The 15,881-nt window shown below is 55.5% G+C and carries 16 protein-coding genes; 8 read left to right on the top strand and 8 right to left on the bottom strand.

Going from position 1 to position 15,881, the window contains the following annotated elements:
• Positions 1-171: 171 nt before the first annotated feature.
• From BV390_RS22810 to osmB, 7 genes are all read left to right on the top strand, one after another.
• A complete protein-coding gene (locus BV390_RS22810) occupies positions 172-720 on the top strand; it encodes a HutD/Ves family protein (protein ID WP_032688100.1) in 549 nt (182 codons plus the stop codon).
• 220 nt (positions 721-940) lie between these two features.
• Positions 941-1,729, top strand: coding sequence for an enoyl-ACP reductase FabI (gene fabI, locus BV390_RS22805; RefSeq protein WP_004861084.1), 789 nt, complete (start codon positions 941-943; stop codon positions 1,727-1,729).
• A 222-nt stretch (positions 1,730-1,951) separates the two neighbouring features.
• Positions 1,952-3,109 carry a carboxymuconolactone decarboxylase family protein gene (locus BV390_RS22800; protein WP_085397386.1) on the top strand — a complete coding sequence of 386 codons (1,158 nt, stop codon included), beginning with the start codon at positions 1,952-1,954 and terminating at the stop codon, positions 3,107-3,109.
• Between the two features lie 80 nt (positions 3,110-3,189).
• The gene (locus BV390_RS22795) at positions 3,190-5,124 is read left to right on the top strand and encodes an exoribonuclease II (RefSeq protein WP_047664755.1); all 1,935 of its coding nucleotides are present in this window, start codon (positions 3,190-3,192) and stop codon (positions 5,122-5,124) included.
• 192 nt (positions 5,125-5,316) lie between these two features.
• Positions 5,317-5,499: a YciZ family protein gene (locus BV390_RS22790; protein WP_004861074.1), complete on the top strand. Its 183-nt coding sequence runs from the start codon at positions 5,317-5,319 to the stop codon at positions 5,497-5,499.
• A gap of 72 nt (positions 5,500-5,571) precedes the next feature.
• Complete coding sequence (gene yciT / locus BV390_RS22785) at positions 5,572-6,321, top strand: DNA-binding transcriptional regulator YciT (protein WP_032688102.1); 750 nt, start codon at positions 5,572-5,574, stop codon at positions 6,319-6,321.
• 304 nt (positions 6,322-6,625) lie between these two features.
• On the top strand, positions 6,626-6,844 hold the full coding sequence (gene osmB, locus BV390_RS22780; protein ID WP_032688354.1) for an osmotically-inducible lipoprotein OsmB: 219 nt from the start codon (positions 6,626-6,628) through the stop codon (positions 6,842-6,844).
• A gap of 106 nt (positions 6,845-6,950) precedes the next feature.
• Here osmB and yciH read toward each other — a convergent pair whose 3' ends face one another.
• From yciH to pgpB, 5 genes are all read right to left on the bottom strand, one after another.
• Positions 6,951-7,277 (bottom strand): stress response translation initiation inhibitor YciH, encoded by a 327-nt coding sequence (gene yciH / locus BV390_RS22775; protein ID WP_032688103.1) that lies wholly within the window; start codon positions 7,275-7,277, stop codon positions 6,951-6,953.
• Positions 7,277-8,014 (bottom strand): orotidine-5'-phosphate decarboxylase, encoded by a 738-nt coding sequence (gene pyrF / locus BV390_RS22770; protein WP_032695883.1) that lies wholly within the window; start codon positions 8,012-8,014, stop codon positions 7,277-7,279. Before pyrF ends, yciH begins: the two co-directional genes overlap by 1 nt.
• A gap of 192 nt (positions 8,015-8,206) precedes the next feature.
• Positions 8,207-9,376, bottom strand: coding sequence for a lipopolysaccharide assembly protein LapB (lapB, locus tag BV390_RS22765; RefSeq protein WP_032688106.1), 1,170 nt, complete (start codon positions 9,374-9,376; stop codon positions 8,207-8,209).
• Positions 9,377-9,382: 6 nt separating this feature from the next.
• Positions 9,383-9,691 carry a LapA family protein gene (locus tag BV390_RS22760; RefSeq protein WP_032688107.1) on the bottom strand — a complete coding sequence of 103 codons (309 nt, stop codon included), beginning with the start codon at positions 9,689-9,691 and terminating at the stop codon, positions 9,383-9,385.
• Positions 9,692-9,826: 135 nt separating this feature from the next.
• Positions 9,827-10,594, bottom strand: coding sequence for a phosphatidylglycerophosphatase B (gene pgpB / locus BV390_RS22755; protein ID WP_032688108.1), 768 nt, complete (start codon positions 10,592-10,594; stop codon positions 9,827-9,829).
• A 163-nt stretch (positions 10,595-10,757) separates the two neighbouring features.
• Here pgpB and ribA point away from each other — a divergent pair, with 163 nt between their 5' ends.
• Positions 10,758-11,348, top strand: coding sequence for a GTP cyclohydrolase II (gene ribA, locus BV390_RS22750; protein ID WP_004861045.1), 591 nt, complete (start codon positions 10,758-10,760; stop codon positions 11,346-11,348).
• A gap of 42 nt (positions 11,349-11,390) precedes the next feature.
• On the opposite strand, the gene acnA is transcribed toward ribA, so the two are convergent.
• From acnA to cysB, 3 genes are all read right to left on the bottom strand, one after another.
• Positions 11,391-14,063: an aconitate hydratase AcnA gene (gene acnA, locus BV390_RS22745; protein WP_085397385.1), complete on the bottom strand. Its 2,673-nt coding sequence runs from the start codon at positions 14,061-14,063 to the stop codon at positions 11,391-11,393.
• Positions 14,064-14,454: 391 nt separating this feature from the next.
• Complete coding sequence (locus BV390_RS22735; protein WP_071999999.1) at positions 14,455-14,622, bottom strand: YmiA family putative membrane protein; 168 nt, start codon at positions 14,620-14,622, stop codon at positions 14,455-14,457.
• A 244-nt stretch (positions 14,623-14,866) separates the two neighbouring features.
• Positions 14,867-15,841: an HTH-type transcriptional regulator CysB gene (gene cysB, locus BV390_RS22730; RefSeq protein ID WP_004861036.1), complete on the bottom strand. Its 975-nt coding sequence runs from the start codon at positions 15,839-15,841 to the stop codon at positions 14,867-14,869.
• Positions 15,842-15,881 lie beyond the last annotated feature (40 nt).

Genomic DNA, 15,881 nt, shown 5'->3' with positions numbered 1-15,881 from the left:
CAGCCGGACGTAAATTTCAGATGACAGAGCATGTATATACAAGCATTGACAAATCAGCACACCCTCCTGATGATGGATTTGTGAGCTGCACTGTAAATAATTTGTGATCGAATTGAAAATCATGTGTAGCCAAAACTTTACACAAAGCGACAAGGCGATGGTGAAACTGCGATGATAACTCCCTTTAACTTCTCTTCCCTGCCGAGGACTCCGTGGAAAAACGGCGGCGGCGAAACGCGTGAAATTGTCAGCGTGCCCTCGCCTGACTCCGATGCCCCGTTTCTTTGGCGAGCCAGCGTGGCCACGCTGGAGAACGACGGACCGTTTTCCCGGTTCAGCGGTATTGACCGGGTCATTACCTTAATTGAAGGGCAGCCGCTCTGGCTGCGCGGCGACGGGATTCATCATCATCTGAGACGCTGGGAGCCGTGGGCATTTTCCGGCGAATGGGCGCTGGGCAGCGAAGGCATTGCCGCGCCGGGGCTGGATTTTAACATTATGACGCAACGTACCCGCGCGGCGGCGCAGGTCAGCGTAGTCTCCGGCGAACAGCATCCCGGCAGCGAAGGCATTGCCTGGGTACTTCAGGGATGCTGGCAACTTGCCGGCGAACGCTATGACGCGCGCTCAGGGCTCTGGTGGCAGAGTCAGTCGCCCGGCGCCCTGATTCCGCTCTCGCCTGATGCCCGGCTTCTGCTGGCCGGCATAACCCGTCGTTAGCCGACTCAACGCCGGGCAAGAGGCGTAAAACGAGCCTGATATCCGGTGATATACTGGAGTGTGTCCGGCCGTCATTACGCGTTAAGGCACGAAAATATCGTGACACAAGGGGTCGTCAGTGGGATATAATTCTCGGCTAAATTTGAGTTATTTTGAAATAACAACCTTAACCCCATGATTGTTAAAGTAAAAATAAGCAATAACGATAAGGATTAAAGCTATGGGTTTTCTTTCCGGTAAGCGCATTCTGGTCACTGGCGTTGCCAGCAAACTGTCCATCGCCTACGGTATTGCGCAAGCAATGCACCGTGAAGGGGCTGAACTGGCGTTCACCTATCAGAACGAAAAACTGAAAGGTCGTGTGGAAGAATTTGCAGCGGCACTGGGTTCTGACATCGTACTGCCGTGCGACGTGGCTGAAGATGAGAGCATCGACTCTCTGTTCGCTGAACTGACTAAAGTCTGGCCGAAATTTGACGGCTTTGTTCACTCAATCGGCTTCGCGCCGGCTGATCAGCTGGACGGCGACTACGTCAACGCGGTCACCCGCGAAGGTTTCAAAATCGCTCACGATATCAGCGCCTACAGCTTTGTGGCGATGGCGAAAGCCTGCCGCGGTATGCTGAACCCGGGTTCCGCCCTGCTGACGCTCTCCTACCTGGGCGCAGAGCGTGCGATTCCTAACTACAACGTTATGGGTCTGGCAAAAGCCTCTCTGGAAGCGAACGTGCGCTACATGGCGAACGCGATGGGTCCGGAAGGCGTGCGCGTCAACGCCATCTCTGCGGGTCCAATCCGTACGCTGGCAGCTTCCGGCATTAAAGATTTCCGTAAAATGCTGGCGCATTGCGAAGCGGTTACCCCGATTCGCCGTACCGTGACTATCGAAGACGTGGGTAACAGCGCAGCCTTCCTGTGCTCCGACCTGTCTGCCGGTATCTCCGGTGAAGTCGTTCACGTCGATGGCGGTTTCAGCATCGCGGCAATGAACGAGCTGGAACTGAAATAAGTTCCGTTCCCTCCTCACCCCGTGAGGAGGGATTGCCATCGCGGCATCCCGCTCTTCCCTGCATTCCCTGCATTCCAGAGACCTACATTCACCCCTGTTATTCCAAACAGCTATTTGTTAGCACGTATCAATATTTTCTCCCGCTTCAGGGTTACGCCAGGATAGTTATGCATATATGGCCCACGGAAGTGCGGCTCGCCACATACCGATCAAGGAACGCCCATGGAGCAACGCCGCGTTTATGGCAAAAACCACTGGTATCATGAAACCCAGTCAACAATCTGCCCGGTGGATGTGCTGCCGCTCGTCCCTGAAGCCGCCCATGTCGAAGATCGCTTTTTACTCGATCTGACGTTACCGGAAGAGTGGCTGCGCGCGCATGCGGGCTGGCTGGCCCCAGCGCGATGTCTGGCCGATGCGCTCTTCCCTGCCTCCGTCGTCGTCAATCGCCTACAAACCGTTAGCGCTTATGACCGTCTGAGCACGGCGCTGACCGTCGCTCAGGTGTATGGCGTGCAGCGGCTGTGTAATCACTATGCCGCCCGACTGGCGCCGCTGCCGGGACCGGACTCTTCACGTGAGAGCAACCGCCGGCTGGCGCAAATGACCCAATATGCCCGCCAGTTGGCCGGTTCGCCTTCGGTCATTAACACCCTTTCCCGCAGCCAGCTGGATGAGGTCGGATTAACCAGCCGCGATATGATTCTCATTAATCAAATTGTGGGCTTTGTCGGTTTCCAGGCGCGCGCAATTGCCGCGTTTCACGCCAGCCTCGGCTTTCCGGTGCGCTGGATGCCCGGCATGCCGCAGCAGGAAGATGCGCCGGCAGACGATTTTACGATCGGTCAGTTGACCTGGACACCTGACATCAACGATACCGATCTCCGCTATGCCAATGACGAGCGCCAGGCGCTGCTGGCCGACTGGCTACCGCATCCAGGCCTGTCTGAGCTGGCGCCGCTGCTTGCGGCCCACGAAACCATACTCAAAGCCCAGCACCAATTACTCGCCCAGTTGAGCGTGAATCAGCCTTTTGCTTCGCTGGTGGCGCTGATGACCGCGCGCATCAACGGTAGCGCCAGCTGTTTTAACGCCTGGGCTGAAGCCGGGTCAGTTTCCCCGCAGCTTACTGAGGCGTTGCGCAACGATGAGCGCGCGCCAGAAGCCTGGGAACAAAGCCATCCCACCGAGCGCATCATCTTGCAGGCGGTACAGCTTTTAACCCGGGCGCCCGACCGTTTCAGCGCGGCGCAATTAACGCCCCTCGCTGAACATGGGCTTTCCCATGCGCAGATTATCGATATTCTGGCGTGGAGCGGCGTGTGTGGCTGGGTGAATCGTCTGAAAATCGCCCTCGGGATGGTTCGTCAACAGACGTAAAATGCCAAACATCGCTTGCTGCAACAGGCATTATCGCGTAAAAATGTCAGCCGCTCTTTTAGCCACGAAAATACCTAATTATGTTTCAGGACAACCCGCTGCTAGCGCAGCTTAAACAGCAACTGCATTCCCAGACTCCTCGTGTTGAAGGGGTCGTTAAGGGGACGGAAAAAGGTTTTGGCTTCCTCGAAGTTGATGCGCAGAAAAGCTACTTTATTCCGCCGCCGCAAATGAAAAAAGTGATGCATGGCGACCGCATCAGCGCCGTGATCCACACTGAAAAAGAACGTGAAAGCGCCGAGCCGGAAGAGTTGATTGAACCTTTCCTGACCCGTTTCGTCGGTAAAGTGCATAAGAAAGATGACCGACTGTCGATCGTTCCCGATCATCCGCTGCTGAAAGACGCCATACCCTGCCGCGCCGATCGTAGCGTGAGCCATGATTTTAAAGAGGGTGACTGGGCCGTTGCTGAAATGCGCCGTCATCCGCTGAAAGGCGACCGCGGCTTTTATGCCGAATTAACCCAGTTTATTACCTTCAGCGACGATCATTTCGTTCCGTGGTGGGTTACCCTGGCTCGCCACAATCTGGAAAAAGAAGCCCCGGACGGCGTTGCGACCGAGATGCTGGATGAGGGTCTGGAACGTCGTGACTTAACGGCGCTGGACTTCGTTACCATCGACAGCGCCAGCACCGAAGATATGGACGATGCGCTGTATGTCGAAGCCGCCGCCGACGGCACGCTGCATTTGACCGTAGCGATTGCCGATCCGACCGCCTGGATTGCCGAAGGTAGCAAACTGGACAAAGCGGCAAAAATTCGCGCCTTCACCAACTATCTGCCGGGCTTTAACATCCCGATGTTGCCGCGCGAGCTGTCTGACGACCTGTGCTCTCTGCGCGCCAACGAAGTGCGTCCGGTCCTCGCCTGCCGCATGATCCTGACGGCTGACGGCACGATTGAAGACGATATCGAATTCTTCGCCGCGACCATTGAGTCAAAAGCCAGACTGGCCTACGACAACGTCTCTGACTGGCTGGAAAACACCGGCAGCTGGCAGCCTGAGAGCGAGTCTATCGCTCAGCAGATCACACTGCTGCAGGATGTCTGTCTGCGCCGCAGCGAATGGCGTAAAACCCATGCGCTGGTGTTCAAGGACCGTCCGGACTACCGTTTCGTGCTGGGTGAGAAAGGCGAGGTGCTGGATATCGTTGCCGAACCGCGCCGCATCGCCAACCGCATCGTCGAAGAGTCAATGATTGCGGCAAACATCTGCGCGGCCCGCGTTCTGCGCGACAAGCTGGGCTTTGGTGTCTATAACGTGCATACCGGCTTTGATCCGGCCAACACCGAACAACTGGCCACGTTGCTGAAGACCCACGATGTCCACGTTGATCCGGTTGAAGTGCTGACGCTCGACGGTTTCTGCAAACTGCGTCGCGAGCTTGATGCCCAGCCGTCGGGTTTCCTCGACAGCCGCATTCGTCGCTTCCAGTCCTACGCGGAAATCAGCACCGAACCGGGTCCGCACTTCGGCCTTGGCCTTGAAGCCTATGCCACCTGGACCTCACCGATTCGTAAATATGGCGACATGATTAACCATCGTCTGCTGAAAGCGATCATCAAAGGTGAAACGGCAACGCGTCCGCAAGATGAGATTGCCGTACAGATGGCCGAGCGCCGTCGCCTGAACCGCATGGCCGAACGCGATGTTGGTGACTGGCTGTACGCCCGTTATCTGAGCCCGCAGGCAGGTACCGATACGCGCTATGCCGCGGAAATTATCGATATCAGCCGGGGCGGAATGCGCGTTCGCCTGGTGGATAACGGCGCCGTAGCCTTTATCCCGGCGCCGTTCCTGCACGCCGTTCGTGATGAGCTGGTCTGTAGCCAGGAAAACGGTACCGTGCAGATCAAAGGCGAGACCGTCTACAAAGTTACCGACGTCATCGACGTCAAGATTGCCGAAGTCCGGATGGAAACCCGCAGCGTCATCGCGCGTCCGTTCGCCTGATAGCCGTCTTCAGCGGCTCCCGTTATCGGGGGCCGCTTATTTTTCTCCCGCGTGGTCTGATATTGTCCCGTTTTTCCTCGTTTTCCTGACTATCTATCGCAGATGATTTACGTTGTGCGTTTTTTTCTCTTCTCTTTTTCATCTGTTTTTTGCATCATTGATTTCATTCGTTTTTGTAACCAGGATAATGCTATGTCTGATCTGAATGCCCGCCTGCTCGCCCAACGTATCGATACCGTGCTGGATATTCTGGTTGCCGGCGATTATCACTCTGCGATTCATAATCTGGAGATCCTCAAAGCGGAACTTCAGGCGCTTTCTGCCGATGAGCCGGAAGCGAAACCCGGCCAACCCAAAGCGCCCTGGGAAATCTGATCGCCCATATCGCCACAATCGATCAATGATGTCGATTGTCAGCCAAAATAGCCCCCTAACTGTGATGTTGCTATGAACGCCCGACAACAAAGTATTTTACAAATGGTCATCGATAAAGGCCGCATGAGCGTGGCCGATCTCGCGAAAATGACCGGTGTCTCTGAAGTGACGATTCGTCAGGATTTGAATTTACTGGAAAAGCAGAGCTATCTGCGCCGGACGCATGGTTTCGCCGTACCGCTGGATAGCGAAGATGTCGAAACCCGTATGATGACCCATTTCTCGATCAAACGTGAACTGGCTACGCGCGCCGCTGAGCTGGTCAACGCCGGTGAGACGGTATTTATCGAAAACGGCAGCTGCAACGCCCTCCTCGCCCGTACGCTTGCCGAGCGCGGCGACATTACCATCATCACCGTCAGCAGCTATATTGCGCATCTGCTTAAAGAGACGCCTGGGGAGGTCATTCTGCTCGGCGGAATCTACCAGAAGCGCAGCGAAAGTATGGTCGGCCCGCTCACGCGGCAGTTTATTCAGCAGGTCCACTTCAGCAAAGCATTTATTGGCATCGATGGCTGGCAGCCGGAAACCGGGTTTACCGGCAGGGATATGATGCGCGCGGATGTGGTCAATGCGGTCCTTGAAAAGGGCTGTGAGGCGATTGTCCTGAGCGACAGTTCGAAGTTCAGCGTCGTGCACCCTTATCCGCTCGGTCCGGTGGCGCGTTTTAGCCGCATTATTACCGACAGCAGTCTGCACGATGATGCCCGCCAACAGCTGACAGAAAGCGGGCTCACCGTCGATATTGTCAGTTTTTCCTGAATTCATCCCGACTTTCTTTTTCACCCGGCGTTTTTTCTACCCCGCCGCCCACTCACGTGGGCGCAGGCCGCATGAAGCCCTGTCTGAGAGTTTTCCGAGACCGCAATTAAGAGTTTTTACCTGCCGGTAAAATTAAAAAAAAGTAGAATTAATGTTAGCGATATAACAGGAAGTGACTATCACCCGCGTGATTAAAGTAACACCTGCGCAACTTAAGTTTCATGGAATAGCCCTTAAAATCTGGCATCACGCTATGCTTTAAGGAAGTTGTATCCATGAATAGATTATTCAGGAGAAAATTATGATGACTTCAATGAGCAAAAAAATGGCTGCAGCTGTTCTGGCCGTTACCGTAGTAATGTCTCTGAGCGCATGTTCCAACTGGTCCAAACGCGATCGTAATACCGCAATCGGTGCCGGCGCAGGCGCACTCGGCGGCGCAGTATTAACCGATGGCAGCACCCTGGGCACCCTGGGTGGCGCAGCGGTTGGTGGGATTATCGGTCACCAGGTTGGTAAATAAGGCCTGAACCGGATCAACGATAAAAATAATCCGCATCGGTAGACTTACAGACTTACGCACCGGCTAAAAATCAAGGCCACGGTATTTACCGTGGCCTTGTTGTTTATTAACCGCCGGCCAGCTTAACTTTCATGCCTTTGGCTTCCAGCAGTGATTTAAGCAAATCACGCTTATCGCCCTGAATTTCAATTACGCCATCTTTCACCGACCCGCCGCAGCCGCACTTCTTTTTCAGCTCAGCGGCCAGTTTTGCCAGCGCATCATCATCCAGGTCGATACCGACGATCAGGCATACGCCCTTCCCCTTACGGCCGCTGGTCTGACGCTGAATGCGCACCACGCCATCGCCTTTAGGGCGCTCAACCACCGCCCTGGGTTCGTCAATACGGCCGCTTTCCGTCGAATACACCAGGCGACTATTGGAATCGGTCATTATGCCCCCTTAGTCAGTGACGCATTGATACTGCGTAAGGTCGCCGCCGGATCCGCAGACTGAGTCACCGGACGACCAATCACCATATAGTCTACGCCGGCTGCCTGCGCCTGTTCCGGCGTCATGATGCGGCGCTGGTCTCCGGCATCGCTGCCCTGCGGGCGAATTCCGGGCGTCACCAGCTTAAAGGCCTGCCCCAGCTCCTGCTTGAAGCGCGCCGCTTCCTGCGCAGAACAGACCACGCCGTCCAGTCCACAGCGCTGCGTTAACGCCGCCAGTTTTGCCGCATGATCGGCGGGAGAAAGCGTGATACCAAGATCCTGGAGATCGCTGGCTTCCATGCTGGTCAGGACGGTCACGGCAATCAACAGCGGCGCATCCTGGCCAAACGGGAGCAGCGCTTCGCGGGCTGCGGTCATCATTCGCGCACCGCCAGAGGCATGAACATTGACCATCCAGACGCCCAGCTCTGCCGCAGCGGCTACCGCGCGCGCAGTGGTGTTAGGGATATCATGAAATTTCAGGTCGAGGAAGACCTCAAAACCACGCTGATGCAAGTCGCGAACAAACTGTGGCCCCAGCAGCGTAAACATCTCCTTGCCCACCTTCAGGCGGCAGTCGCGTGGATCAATGCGGTCAACAAAGGCCAGCGCTTTGTCGCGGTTATCATAATCGAGCGCAACAACAACGGGAGAGGATGTGACAACGCGAGGCGAAGATGAAGCAGTAGACGTCATGACCAGACCTTAATTGTTGATGGGCGCCGTTTTGGCGCAAAAAAGGTAAACGGGCAGCATTCTACCTGCGATGAAGGGAAATTGACAGGCTGCTTTTTGCCGCCTGCCGGGCGATGGCAGCGCTGGCGTTACAGGGAGCAAGCGTTAAAAACCGATAAGTATGTTGTAACTAAAGTGCGGTTTTTTAAAAAACTATTGTCCGTCGAGACCGCGAATCGGTTTAATCGTTGACCACGAACGGCAGGACGGGCAGTGCCAGTACAGGGTATGAGCGGTGAAGCCGCACTTTTGACAGCGGTAGCGCGGTTTACTGCGGACCTGCTCCCCCACCATATTGCGCAGCACGCCAAGGCTCTCCTTCGCGCGCCCCTCTTCGGCTTCATTGAGGTGGTAGTCCATCAGCTTATGGAAGACCCGCATCGTCGGATGTCGCTCCAGCTGACGGGTAACATAGCTCTGCGCAGCCTCCACGCCTTCGCGCTGTTCGAGAATTTGCGCCAGCATCAGCTCCGCGGTTGCCCCGGTGTTTTCATCAACGCAGCGGCGCAGGAAGAGCTCCCATTCATCGGGTTTACCCAGCTGCTGATAGCAGGTCTGCAGCATGTCGAGCGTTTCGCCCACCAGCTCTTTATCCTGATTGATGACCCGCTCCAGGCTCTCTACCGCTTTTGCGTAATCGCCCTTCTCCATCCATACCCGGCCCATCATAATCGACACGCGGGCGCTGTTGCGGTCAGCCGCGGCCCCTTTTTTCAGCAGCGACATCGCTTTATCCATATCGCTGTTCGCCATCTGCTGCAGCGCGAGCTCGCACCAGAAGTTGGCAATATCACCCCGGTGTTTTTCTTTACCCAGCTTCACTAACCGCTCGGCAACATCAATAGCCGACTGCCAGTCGCTGGTGGCCTGATAGATTTGCAGCAGCTGCTGCAGCGCGCTGAGGCGAAAATCGGTCTCATCCACCAGCTGCTTGAACATATCTTCCGCGCGATCGTAAAGGCCGGCGGCCATGTAGTCGCGCCCCAGCTGCTGAACGGCCAGCAGCCGCTGATCGTAGGTCAGCGAGGCGCTTTCCATCAGGCTCTGGTGAATACGGATAGCCCGGTCAACCTCACCGCGGGAGCGGAACAGGTTACCCAGCGTCAGGTGGGCCTCAACGGTACCGGTATCCTCTTTCAGCATGTCGAGGAACAGATCCACCGCTTTATCCTGCTGGTTGCTCAGCAGGAAGTTTACCCCGGTCACGTAGTCACGCGACAGGCGGTTAGCGTCGTCCTGTTTGGACTGTTGTGCACTTCTGCGCCCCATATACCATCCGTAAGCAGCGGCAACGGGCAAAAGCAGAAACAACAACTCCAGCATAAATGATTATTCCTTCACCGCAGGAACACCTGCGTCGGCCGGCACGGCGTTGGTGGGCGCAATCTGATGTTCAAGACGCTTGATTTTACGTTCAGCGCGAACCAGAGAAACGCGAACCCGCAGCCAGAAAAGGCCGCAAATCAGCCAGCCAATAGCAAACCCTGCGGCAAAGAGCACTGCCAGCAACGTCGAAATACGGAATTCACCCTGCGCGAGCAAATAGTTGAACGTGACCAGTTGATCATTCTGTGCACCTAACGTCACGGAGATGACGAAGATGGCTAATACCAGTAAGAAAATCAGTAAATATTTCACACTACTTCCCGTTTTGTGGGTTGAGCGAAAAAATCCCGCGTTCAGCCCTATAAAGTATCATTTTCGCTGCAGCGGTGAAATGGAAAAGCATGACACCCTGTCAGGATATGCGTCCGTCTGGCGCGAAAATCAACGTTATCCCTGATTTATCGTCCGTGTCTTAATCTCCTGCGCCTCTTCTCCCGGCGGCGTAAGCGGACCGCACAGCCGCTGGGTGAGCCAGGTGGCCAGCGTCACCAGCAGCCCGGAAATAAGCGTGGCGACCAGCAAATCTTGCGGCCAGTGCATGCCAAGCGCCAGGCGGCTGCCCATCACGGCCGTCGCCCACGTCAGCAGCGCGGCGATGGTCACCCAGCGTCGCCGCGGCCACAGCAGTCCGACACCCAACAATGCCCAGCTGGCTGCAAACATCGTATGCCCGGACGGAAAAGCAAAACCGGTCTCTTTCTGCCAGTGCTTGCGCAGGAATCGAGGAATATCCTGCTCTTGCGCCAGCTGCTCATGCACCAGTTTAGCGCGTTCTTTGCGTTTTAACGCGTAGAATTGATCGACCGGCACCTGACGGGTCTTTTCCAGCCAAACCACAAAAGGACGCGGCTCCTGAACCTGCTCTTTGATCCAGGATTTTATGCCCTGCCCCAGCAGAATCGCCGCCCCCAGAATCACAAACAGCATCACCGCGGCGCGCAGACGAAAACGCAGACACCACAGAAACCAGCCGCATAAAACCGTATGGGTGATGATACCCCACGGCTGGGTCACGCTTTCGGTCACCCAGTAGAGCAGTTTTAACCACGCCTGCGGAAGGTCTGGCTGCCACTTCCAGCCGGATACCCACACCATGCCGGGCATAATCATAAGCAATGCCGCACCGATGGCGGTTCGTCTGGCGATCGACAGCATCTTATCTCCTTATCTCTTCTTCCGACTATCATAACGGAAAGTGGTGCGTTTGTGCGCTTTACGCGCAGGCAGCCGTGCGTAATTAGGAGAACGTCGCGCCACTGTGGCAAAATAGCGCCAAACAGAAAGCACATTCAGGTGCTGACAGAATCTGGAGAATCACATGCAGCTTAAACGTGTGGCAGAAGCCAAACTGCCAACCCCCTGGGGCGATTTCCTGATGGTGGGATTTGAAGAACTGGCAACCGGGCAGGATCATGTCGCGCTGGTCTTCGGCGATATTTCGGGCCAGTCCCCCGTCCTTGCTCGCGTACATTCTGAGTGCTTAACGGGCGACGCCCTTTTTAGTCTGCGTTGTGATTGCGGTTTTCAGCTCGAAGCGGCGCTGTCGCATATTGCCGAAGAGGGGCGCGGTATCCTGCTGTACCATCGTCAGGAAGGCCGCAACATTGGCCTGCTGAATAAAATTCGCGCCTATGCGTTGCAGGATCAGGGCTATGACACCGTGGAAGCCAACCATCAGCTGGGCTTTGCGGCAGACGAGCGCGACTTTACGCTGTGCGCAGATATGTTCAAACTGCTCCACGTCGACCAGGTGCGTCTGCTGACCAACAACCCGAAAAAAGTGGAAATTCTCAGCGAAGCCGGGATTAATATCGTTGAACGCGTGCCGCTGATTGTCGGGCGCAACCCGAAAAACGCCCACTATCTGGACACCAAGGCCGCCAAAATGGGGCATCTGTTGAATAAATAAATCGGCAGAAAATGAAGGGCCAGCGCTTGCTGGCCCTTTTTTTTACAGCATGTTGCGAATCACATAATGCAGAATACCGTCATTCTGATAGTAGGTCAGTTCGGTGGCGGTATCGATGCGGCAACGACAGTGGATCACCTCTTGTGTACCGTCCGTCCGCGTCAGGGTCACCGGAACCGTCGCGCCAGGCTGCAAGGCCTGCAGATTGCTGATATCTATCCGCTCCTCGCCGTTCAGCCCCAGCGTTTTACGCGTGACGCCCTGCGGGAACTCCAGCGGCAGGATCCCCATCCCGATCAGGTTGGAACGGTGAATACGCTCGAATGATTCGGCGATCACCACCCGCACGCCCAGCAAGCGCGGGCCTTTCGCCGCCCAGTCGCGGCTGGATCCTGAGCCGTACTCTTTCCCGGCCACCACCGCCAGCGGGATCCCCTCATTTTTATAGCGCATTGCCGCGTCATAAATCGCCATCGGCTCGCTGCCCGGCAGATGTCGGGTCATCCCCCCTTCCACGCCCGGCACCATTTCGTTGCGAATACGGATGTTGGCAAAGGTGCCGCGCATCATCACCTCATGGTTGCCGCGGCGGGAACCGTAGGAGTTAAAGTCAGCGCGCGCGACGCCGTGTTCCTGCAAATAGCGTCCGGCCGGGCTGTCCTGCTTGATACTCCCGGCAGGAGAAATGTGGTCCGTGGTGACCGAATCGCCGAGCATCGCCAGAATACGCGCGCCGTGAATATCTTCCACCGGCTCAGGCTGAATCCCCATCTCGTCAAAGAATGGCGACAGGCGAATATAGGTCGAATCCTCCTGCCAGTCGTAAGTATCCGAGCGATCGACGTGAATGGCTTTCCATTCTGGCGTTCCTTCAAACACCTCCGCGTACTCTTTGTGGAACATGTCGGTCGTGACCTGCTCAACCGCCTGGGCGATCTCAAGGCCGCTCGGCCAGATATCCTTCAGATAGACCGGCTGACCATTTTTGCCGGTGCCAAGCGGATCGCGGGTCAGATTGACGTTCATATTCCCGGCCAGGGCGTAGGCCACCACCAGCGGCGGTGATGCCAGCCAGTTGGTTTTCACCAGCGGATGAATACGCCCTTCGAAGTTACGGTTACCAGACAGCACCGCGCCGACGGTTAAATCCCCTTTTTTGATCGCCTCTTCGATCGGTTCCGGCAGCGGGCCGGAGTTACCGATACACGTGGTACACCCGTACCCGACCAGGTTGAAACCCAGCGCATCGAGATACGGCGTCAGCCCGGCGTGGGCCAGATAATCGGACACCACTTTAGATCCTGGCGCCAGAGAGGCTTTAACCCACGGTTGCGGCTTCAGACCCAGCTCAACGGCTTTTTTGGCCAGCAGGCCGGCGGCCATTAGCACGCTGGGGTTGGAGGTGTTGGTGCAGGAAGTGATGGCGGCAATCGCCACCGCGCCGTCGGGCAGCGAATATTGCTGTCCGTTCAGCGTATAGTCGACCGGCTGGCGCTGTTTTTGCGTCAGGTTAACCTCCAGCTCGCTGCTGGCGGCGAAGGCTTTCGGCACGTCGCCAAGCGCCACGCGGTCCTGCGGCCGTTTTGGCCCGGCGAGACTCGCTTCGACAGTTCCCATATCCAACGCCAGGGTACTGGTGAAGACCGGCTCGTCGCCCGTCTGACGCCACATTCCCTGCGCTTTGGCATAGGCTTCCACCAGCGCCACCTGTTCATCGCTGCGCCCGCTCAGACGCATGTAGCTAAGGGTTACCGCATCAATCGGGAAGAAGCCGCAGGTGGCACCGTACTCAGGCGACATATTGGCGATGGTCGCGCGGTCGGCCAGCGGGAGCGAATCCAGGCCATCGCCGTAAAACTCAACAAACTTACCCACGACGCCGTGCTGACGCAGCATCTGGGTGACGGTGAGCACGAGATCGGTGGCGGTAATGCCTTCACGGAGCTTACCGCTCAGTTTAAAGCCCACCACATCCGGGATCAGCATCGAGACCGGCTGACCCAGCATTGCGGCTTCCGCTTCAATACCGCCGACGCCCCAGCCCAGCACGCCCAGGCCGTTGATCATCGTAGTATGCGAATCGGTACCGACCAGCGTGTCGGGCCAGGCAACCCATTCGCCGTTTTGCTCTTCGCTCCAGACCGCTTTGCCAAGGTATTCGAGGTTAACCTGGTGGCAAATGCCGGTACCCGGCGGCACGACGCTGAAGCGGCTGAACGCCTGCTGTCCCCAGCGCAGGAAAACATAACGCTCGTGGTTGCGTTCCATCTCAAGACGGACGTTTTCTTCAAACGCATCGTCATTGCCGAAGCGATCGACGGTGACCGAGTGGTCGATAACCAGGTCCACCGGCGACAGCGGGTTGACCTTCGCCGTATCGCCTCCCAGGCGTTTGACCGCCTCACGCATTGCCGCAAGATCCACCACCGCGGGTACGCCGGTAAAATCCTGCATCAGCACGCGCGCCGGACGATAGGCAATTTCCCGGTCAGCATGAGCGTGTTCAAGCCAGCCTGCCAGCGCATGAATATCTTCGGCGGTGACCGAGTCACCGTCCTGCCAGCGCAGCAGATTCTCCAGCAGAACTTTAAGCGATTTGGGCAAACGGGTCAGATCGCCCAGTTCTTTAGCGGCCAGCGGCAAGCTGTAGTAATGGTAGGTTTTATCTTTGACCTGTAGCGTATCCTTACTGGCTGCTCGTAGGGTTGACGACATAGCTCCTCCTTTATCACAGGGATGGCATGCCCTGATCCTCCTCAGGGTTAATATTAAAGATAACACATACCAGGCATAACACTTTGATAACAACCCAAATTGCTAAAATCGGTAAAATCACCAGGGACAGAAAAGCTGAATAACAACAGGGGAGAATGTTGAAAGAGATTGATGGATCGGATAGAGAGCGGATGAAATTTATACGAGAGAGCAAAAGAAAAAGAACTAATCGCCGGTGGATTGACGATTAGTTCAACAGAATGGATTATTGATGAAAAAAAACCGTGGCGAAATAACTCCTCCTTGTTGCCGTTAGTATATTAAAGTGAATAATTCGTTGCGATTTCTCCGTCATAAAAATGACATATATTCATATTCAGAAAATGCAGGCTCAGCTGATGATCCAAACGTTACAGACGACGAGCGCGATGATACTCCAGAACATCGCCAGCCCAAGAATGACGGCACTCCAGGCCCTACTCCTTAACACAGGATCAATCTCCGTTTTGTCACTTTCCTGTGACATCGCAAACTTCATATAATCGATATCACTAATCATTTTATCACCACCAATCGCTAAAATTATCAGGTACGATTAAATCTTAATTATGGCTGTTCGATTAATCCAGTTAATTCTCTTAGAAATGGATATCTTTGACCATTATTTTGATCGCGATAGGTATATTTGAAATTGTGGTACGAGGAGTTAACGAAAATTGTGATTTATACGAGGTTTAGCGCTTCGATTATCGGCCATAATAGGTTTTGGCATCCCCGCAAGGATGCCATTATTATTTATAAGTCTACTTTTCTGGCAGTTTAATATCTTTGAACATCGCCTCGATATCTTCATTCGAGCGCAGAGCCACCGCGGTATCCACCACATCTCGCGTCAAATGCGGCGCAAAACGCTGAATAAAATCATACATATAGCTGCGAAGGAAGGTGCTGCGGCGGAAACCTATCTTCGTGGTGCTGTGGCTGAAAATACCGTTAGCATCAAGCTTCACCAGGTCGGGATCAGAGACCGGATCCACCGCCATGCTGGCAATCACCCCGACGCCAAGGCCAAGACGGACGTAGGTTTTGATAACGTCAGCATCGGTGGCGGTGAAGACGATACGCGGCGTCAGCCCGGCGCGGTTAAAGGCGGTATCCAGCTCGGAGCGGCCGGTAAACCCAAAGGTATAGGTGACCAGCGGGTACTGGGCCAGCTCTTCAATCGTCACCGAACCCCGGGAGGCCAGCGGATGTTCAGGCGTCACGACAATCGAACGGTTCCAGTGATAGCACGGCAGCATGACCAGATCATCATAGAGATGCAGCGCTTCGGTGGCGATCGCGAAATCAGCATTCCCCTTTGACACCGCTTCCGCAATTTGCGTCGGCGATCCCTGATGCATATGCAAAGAGACGCGCGGATAGCGCTCAATAAAGCCTTTTATCACCCCGGGTAACGCATAGCGGGCCTGAGTATGGGTGGTGGCCACATACAGCGAGCCTTTGTCGGGCCAGGTATGTTCGCCGGCGACCGACTTAATCGCATCGACCTTCGACAGGACTTCGCGGGCGATGCGGATGATCTCCTGACCTGCCGGCGTCACCTGAGTTAAATGTTTGCCGCTACGGGCGAAAATCTGAATACCGAGCTCATCTTCCAGCATGCGTACCTGCTTGCTGATACCGGGCTGTGAGGTATACAGGCCTTCGGCAGTCGAGGAGACATTCAGATTATGGTTAACAACCTCAACGATGTAGCGGAGCTGCTGTAGTTTCATGGCTGATATCCGTTAACGCGTAAAATGAATTCGTTCATAC

This window comes from Klebsiella sp. YJ (assembly GCF_002108615.1).
Classification (GTDB): Bacteria; Pseudomonadota; Gammaproteobacteria; order Enterobacterales; family Enterobacteriaceae; genus Klebsiella; species Klebsiella planticola.
Note: the sequence above shows the minus strand (reverse complement) of the source record. Positions and strands in the feature narration are given on the sequence as shown.

Excerpts from the sequence above, each read along its gene's own strand:
- BV390_RS22810 (WP_032688100.1), top strand. The coding sequence starts at position 172 with ATGATAACTCCCTTTAACTTCTCTTCCCTGCCGAGGACTCCGTGGAAA.
- fabI (WP_004861084.1), top strand. The coding sequence starts at position 941 with ATGGGTTTTCTTTCCGGTAAGCGCATTCTGGTCACTGGCGTTGCCAGC.
- BV390_RS22800 (WP_085397386.1), top strand. The coding sequence starts at position 1,952 with ATGGAGCAACGCCGCGTTTATGGCAAAAACCACTGGTATCATGAAACC.
- BV390_RS22795 (WP_047664755.1), top strand. The coding sequence starts at position 3,190 with ATGTTTCAGGACAACCCGCTGCTAGCGCAGCTTAAACAGCAACTGCAT.
- BV390_RS22790 (WP_004861074.1), top strand. The coding sequence starts at position 5,317 with ATGTCTGATCTGAATGCCCGCCTGCTCGCCCAACGTATCGATACCGTG.
- yciT (WP_032688102.1), top strand. The coding sequence starts at position 5,572 with ATGAACGCCCGACAACAAAGTATTTTACAAATGGTCATCGATAAAGGC.
- osmB (WP_032688354.1), top strand. The coding sequence starts at position 6,626 with ATGACTTCAATGAGCAAAAAAATGGCTGCAGCTGTTCTGGCCGTTACC.
- yciH (WP_032688103.1), bottom strand. The coding sequence starts at position 7,277 with ATGACCGATTCCAATAGTCGCCTGGTGTATTCGACGGAAAGCGGCCGT.
- pyrF (WP_032695883.1), bottom strand. The coding sequence starts at position 8,014 with ATGACGTCTACTGCTTCATCTTCGCCTCGCGTTGTCACATCCTCTCCC.
- lapB (WP_032688106.1), bottom strand. The coding sequence starts at position 9,376 with ATGCTGGAGTTGTTGTTTCTGCTTTTGCCCGTTGCCGCTGCTTACGGA.
- pgpB (WP_032688108.1), bottom strand. The coding sequence starts at position 10,594 with ATGCTGTCGATCGCCAGACGAACCGCCATCGGTGCGGCATTGCTTATG.
- ribA (WP_004861045.1), top strand. The coding sequence starts at position 10,758 with ATGCAGCTTAAACGTGTGGCAGAAGCCAAACTGCCAACCCCCTGGGGC.
- acnA (WP_085397385.1), bottom strand. The coding sequence starts at position 14,063 with ATGTCGTCAACCCTACGAGCAGCCAGTAAGGATACGCTACAGGTCAAA.
- BV390_RS22735 (WP_071999999.1), bottom strand. The coding sequence starts at position 14,622 with ATGATTAGTGATATCGATTATATGAAGTTTGCGATGTCACAGGAAAGT.
- cysB (WP_004861036.1), bottom strand. The coding sequence starts at position 15,841 with ATGAAACTACAGCAGCTCCGCTACATCGTTGAGGTTGTTAACCATAAT.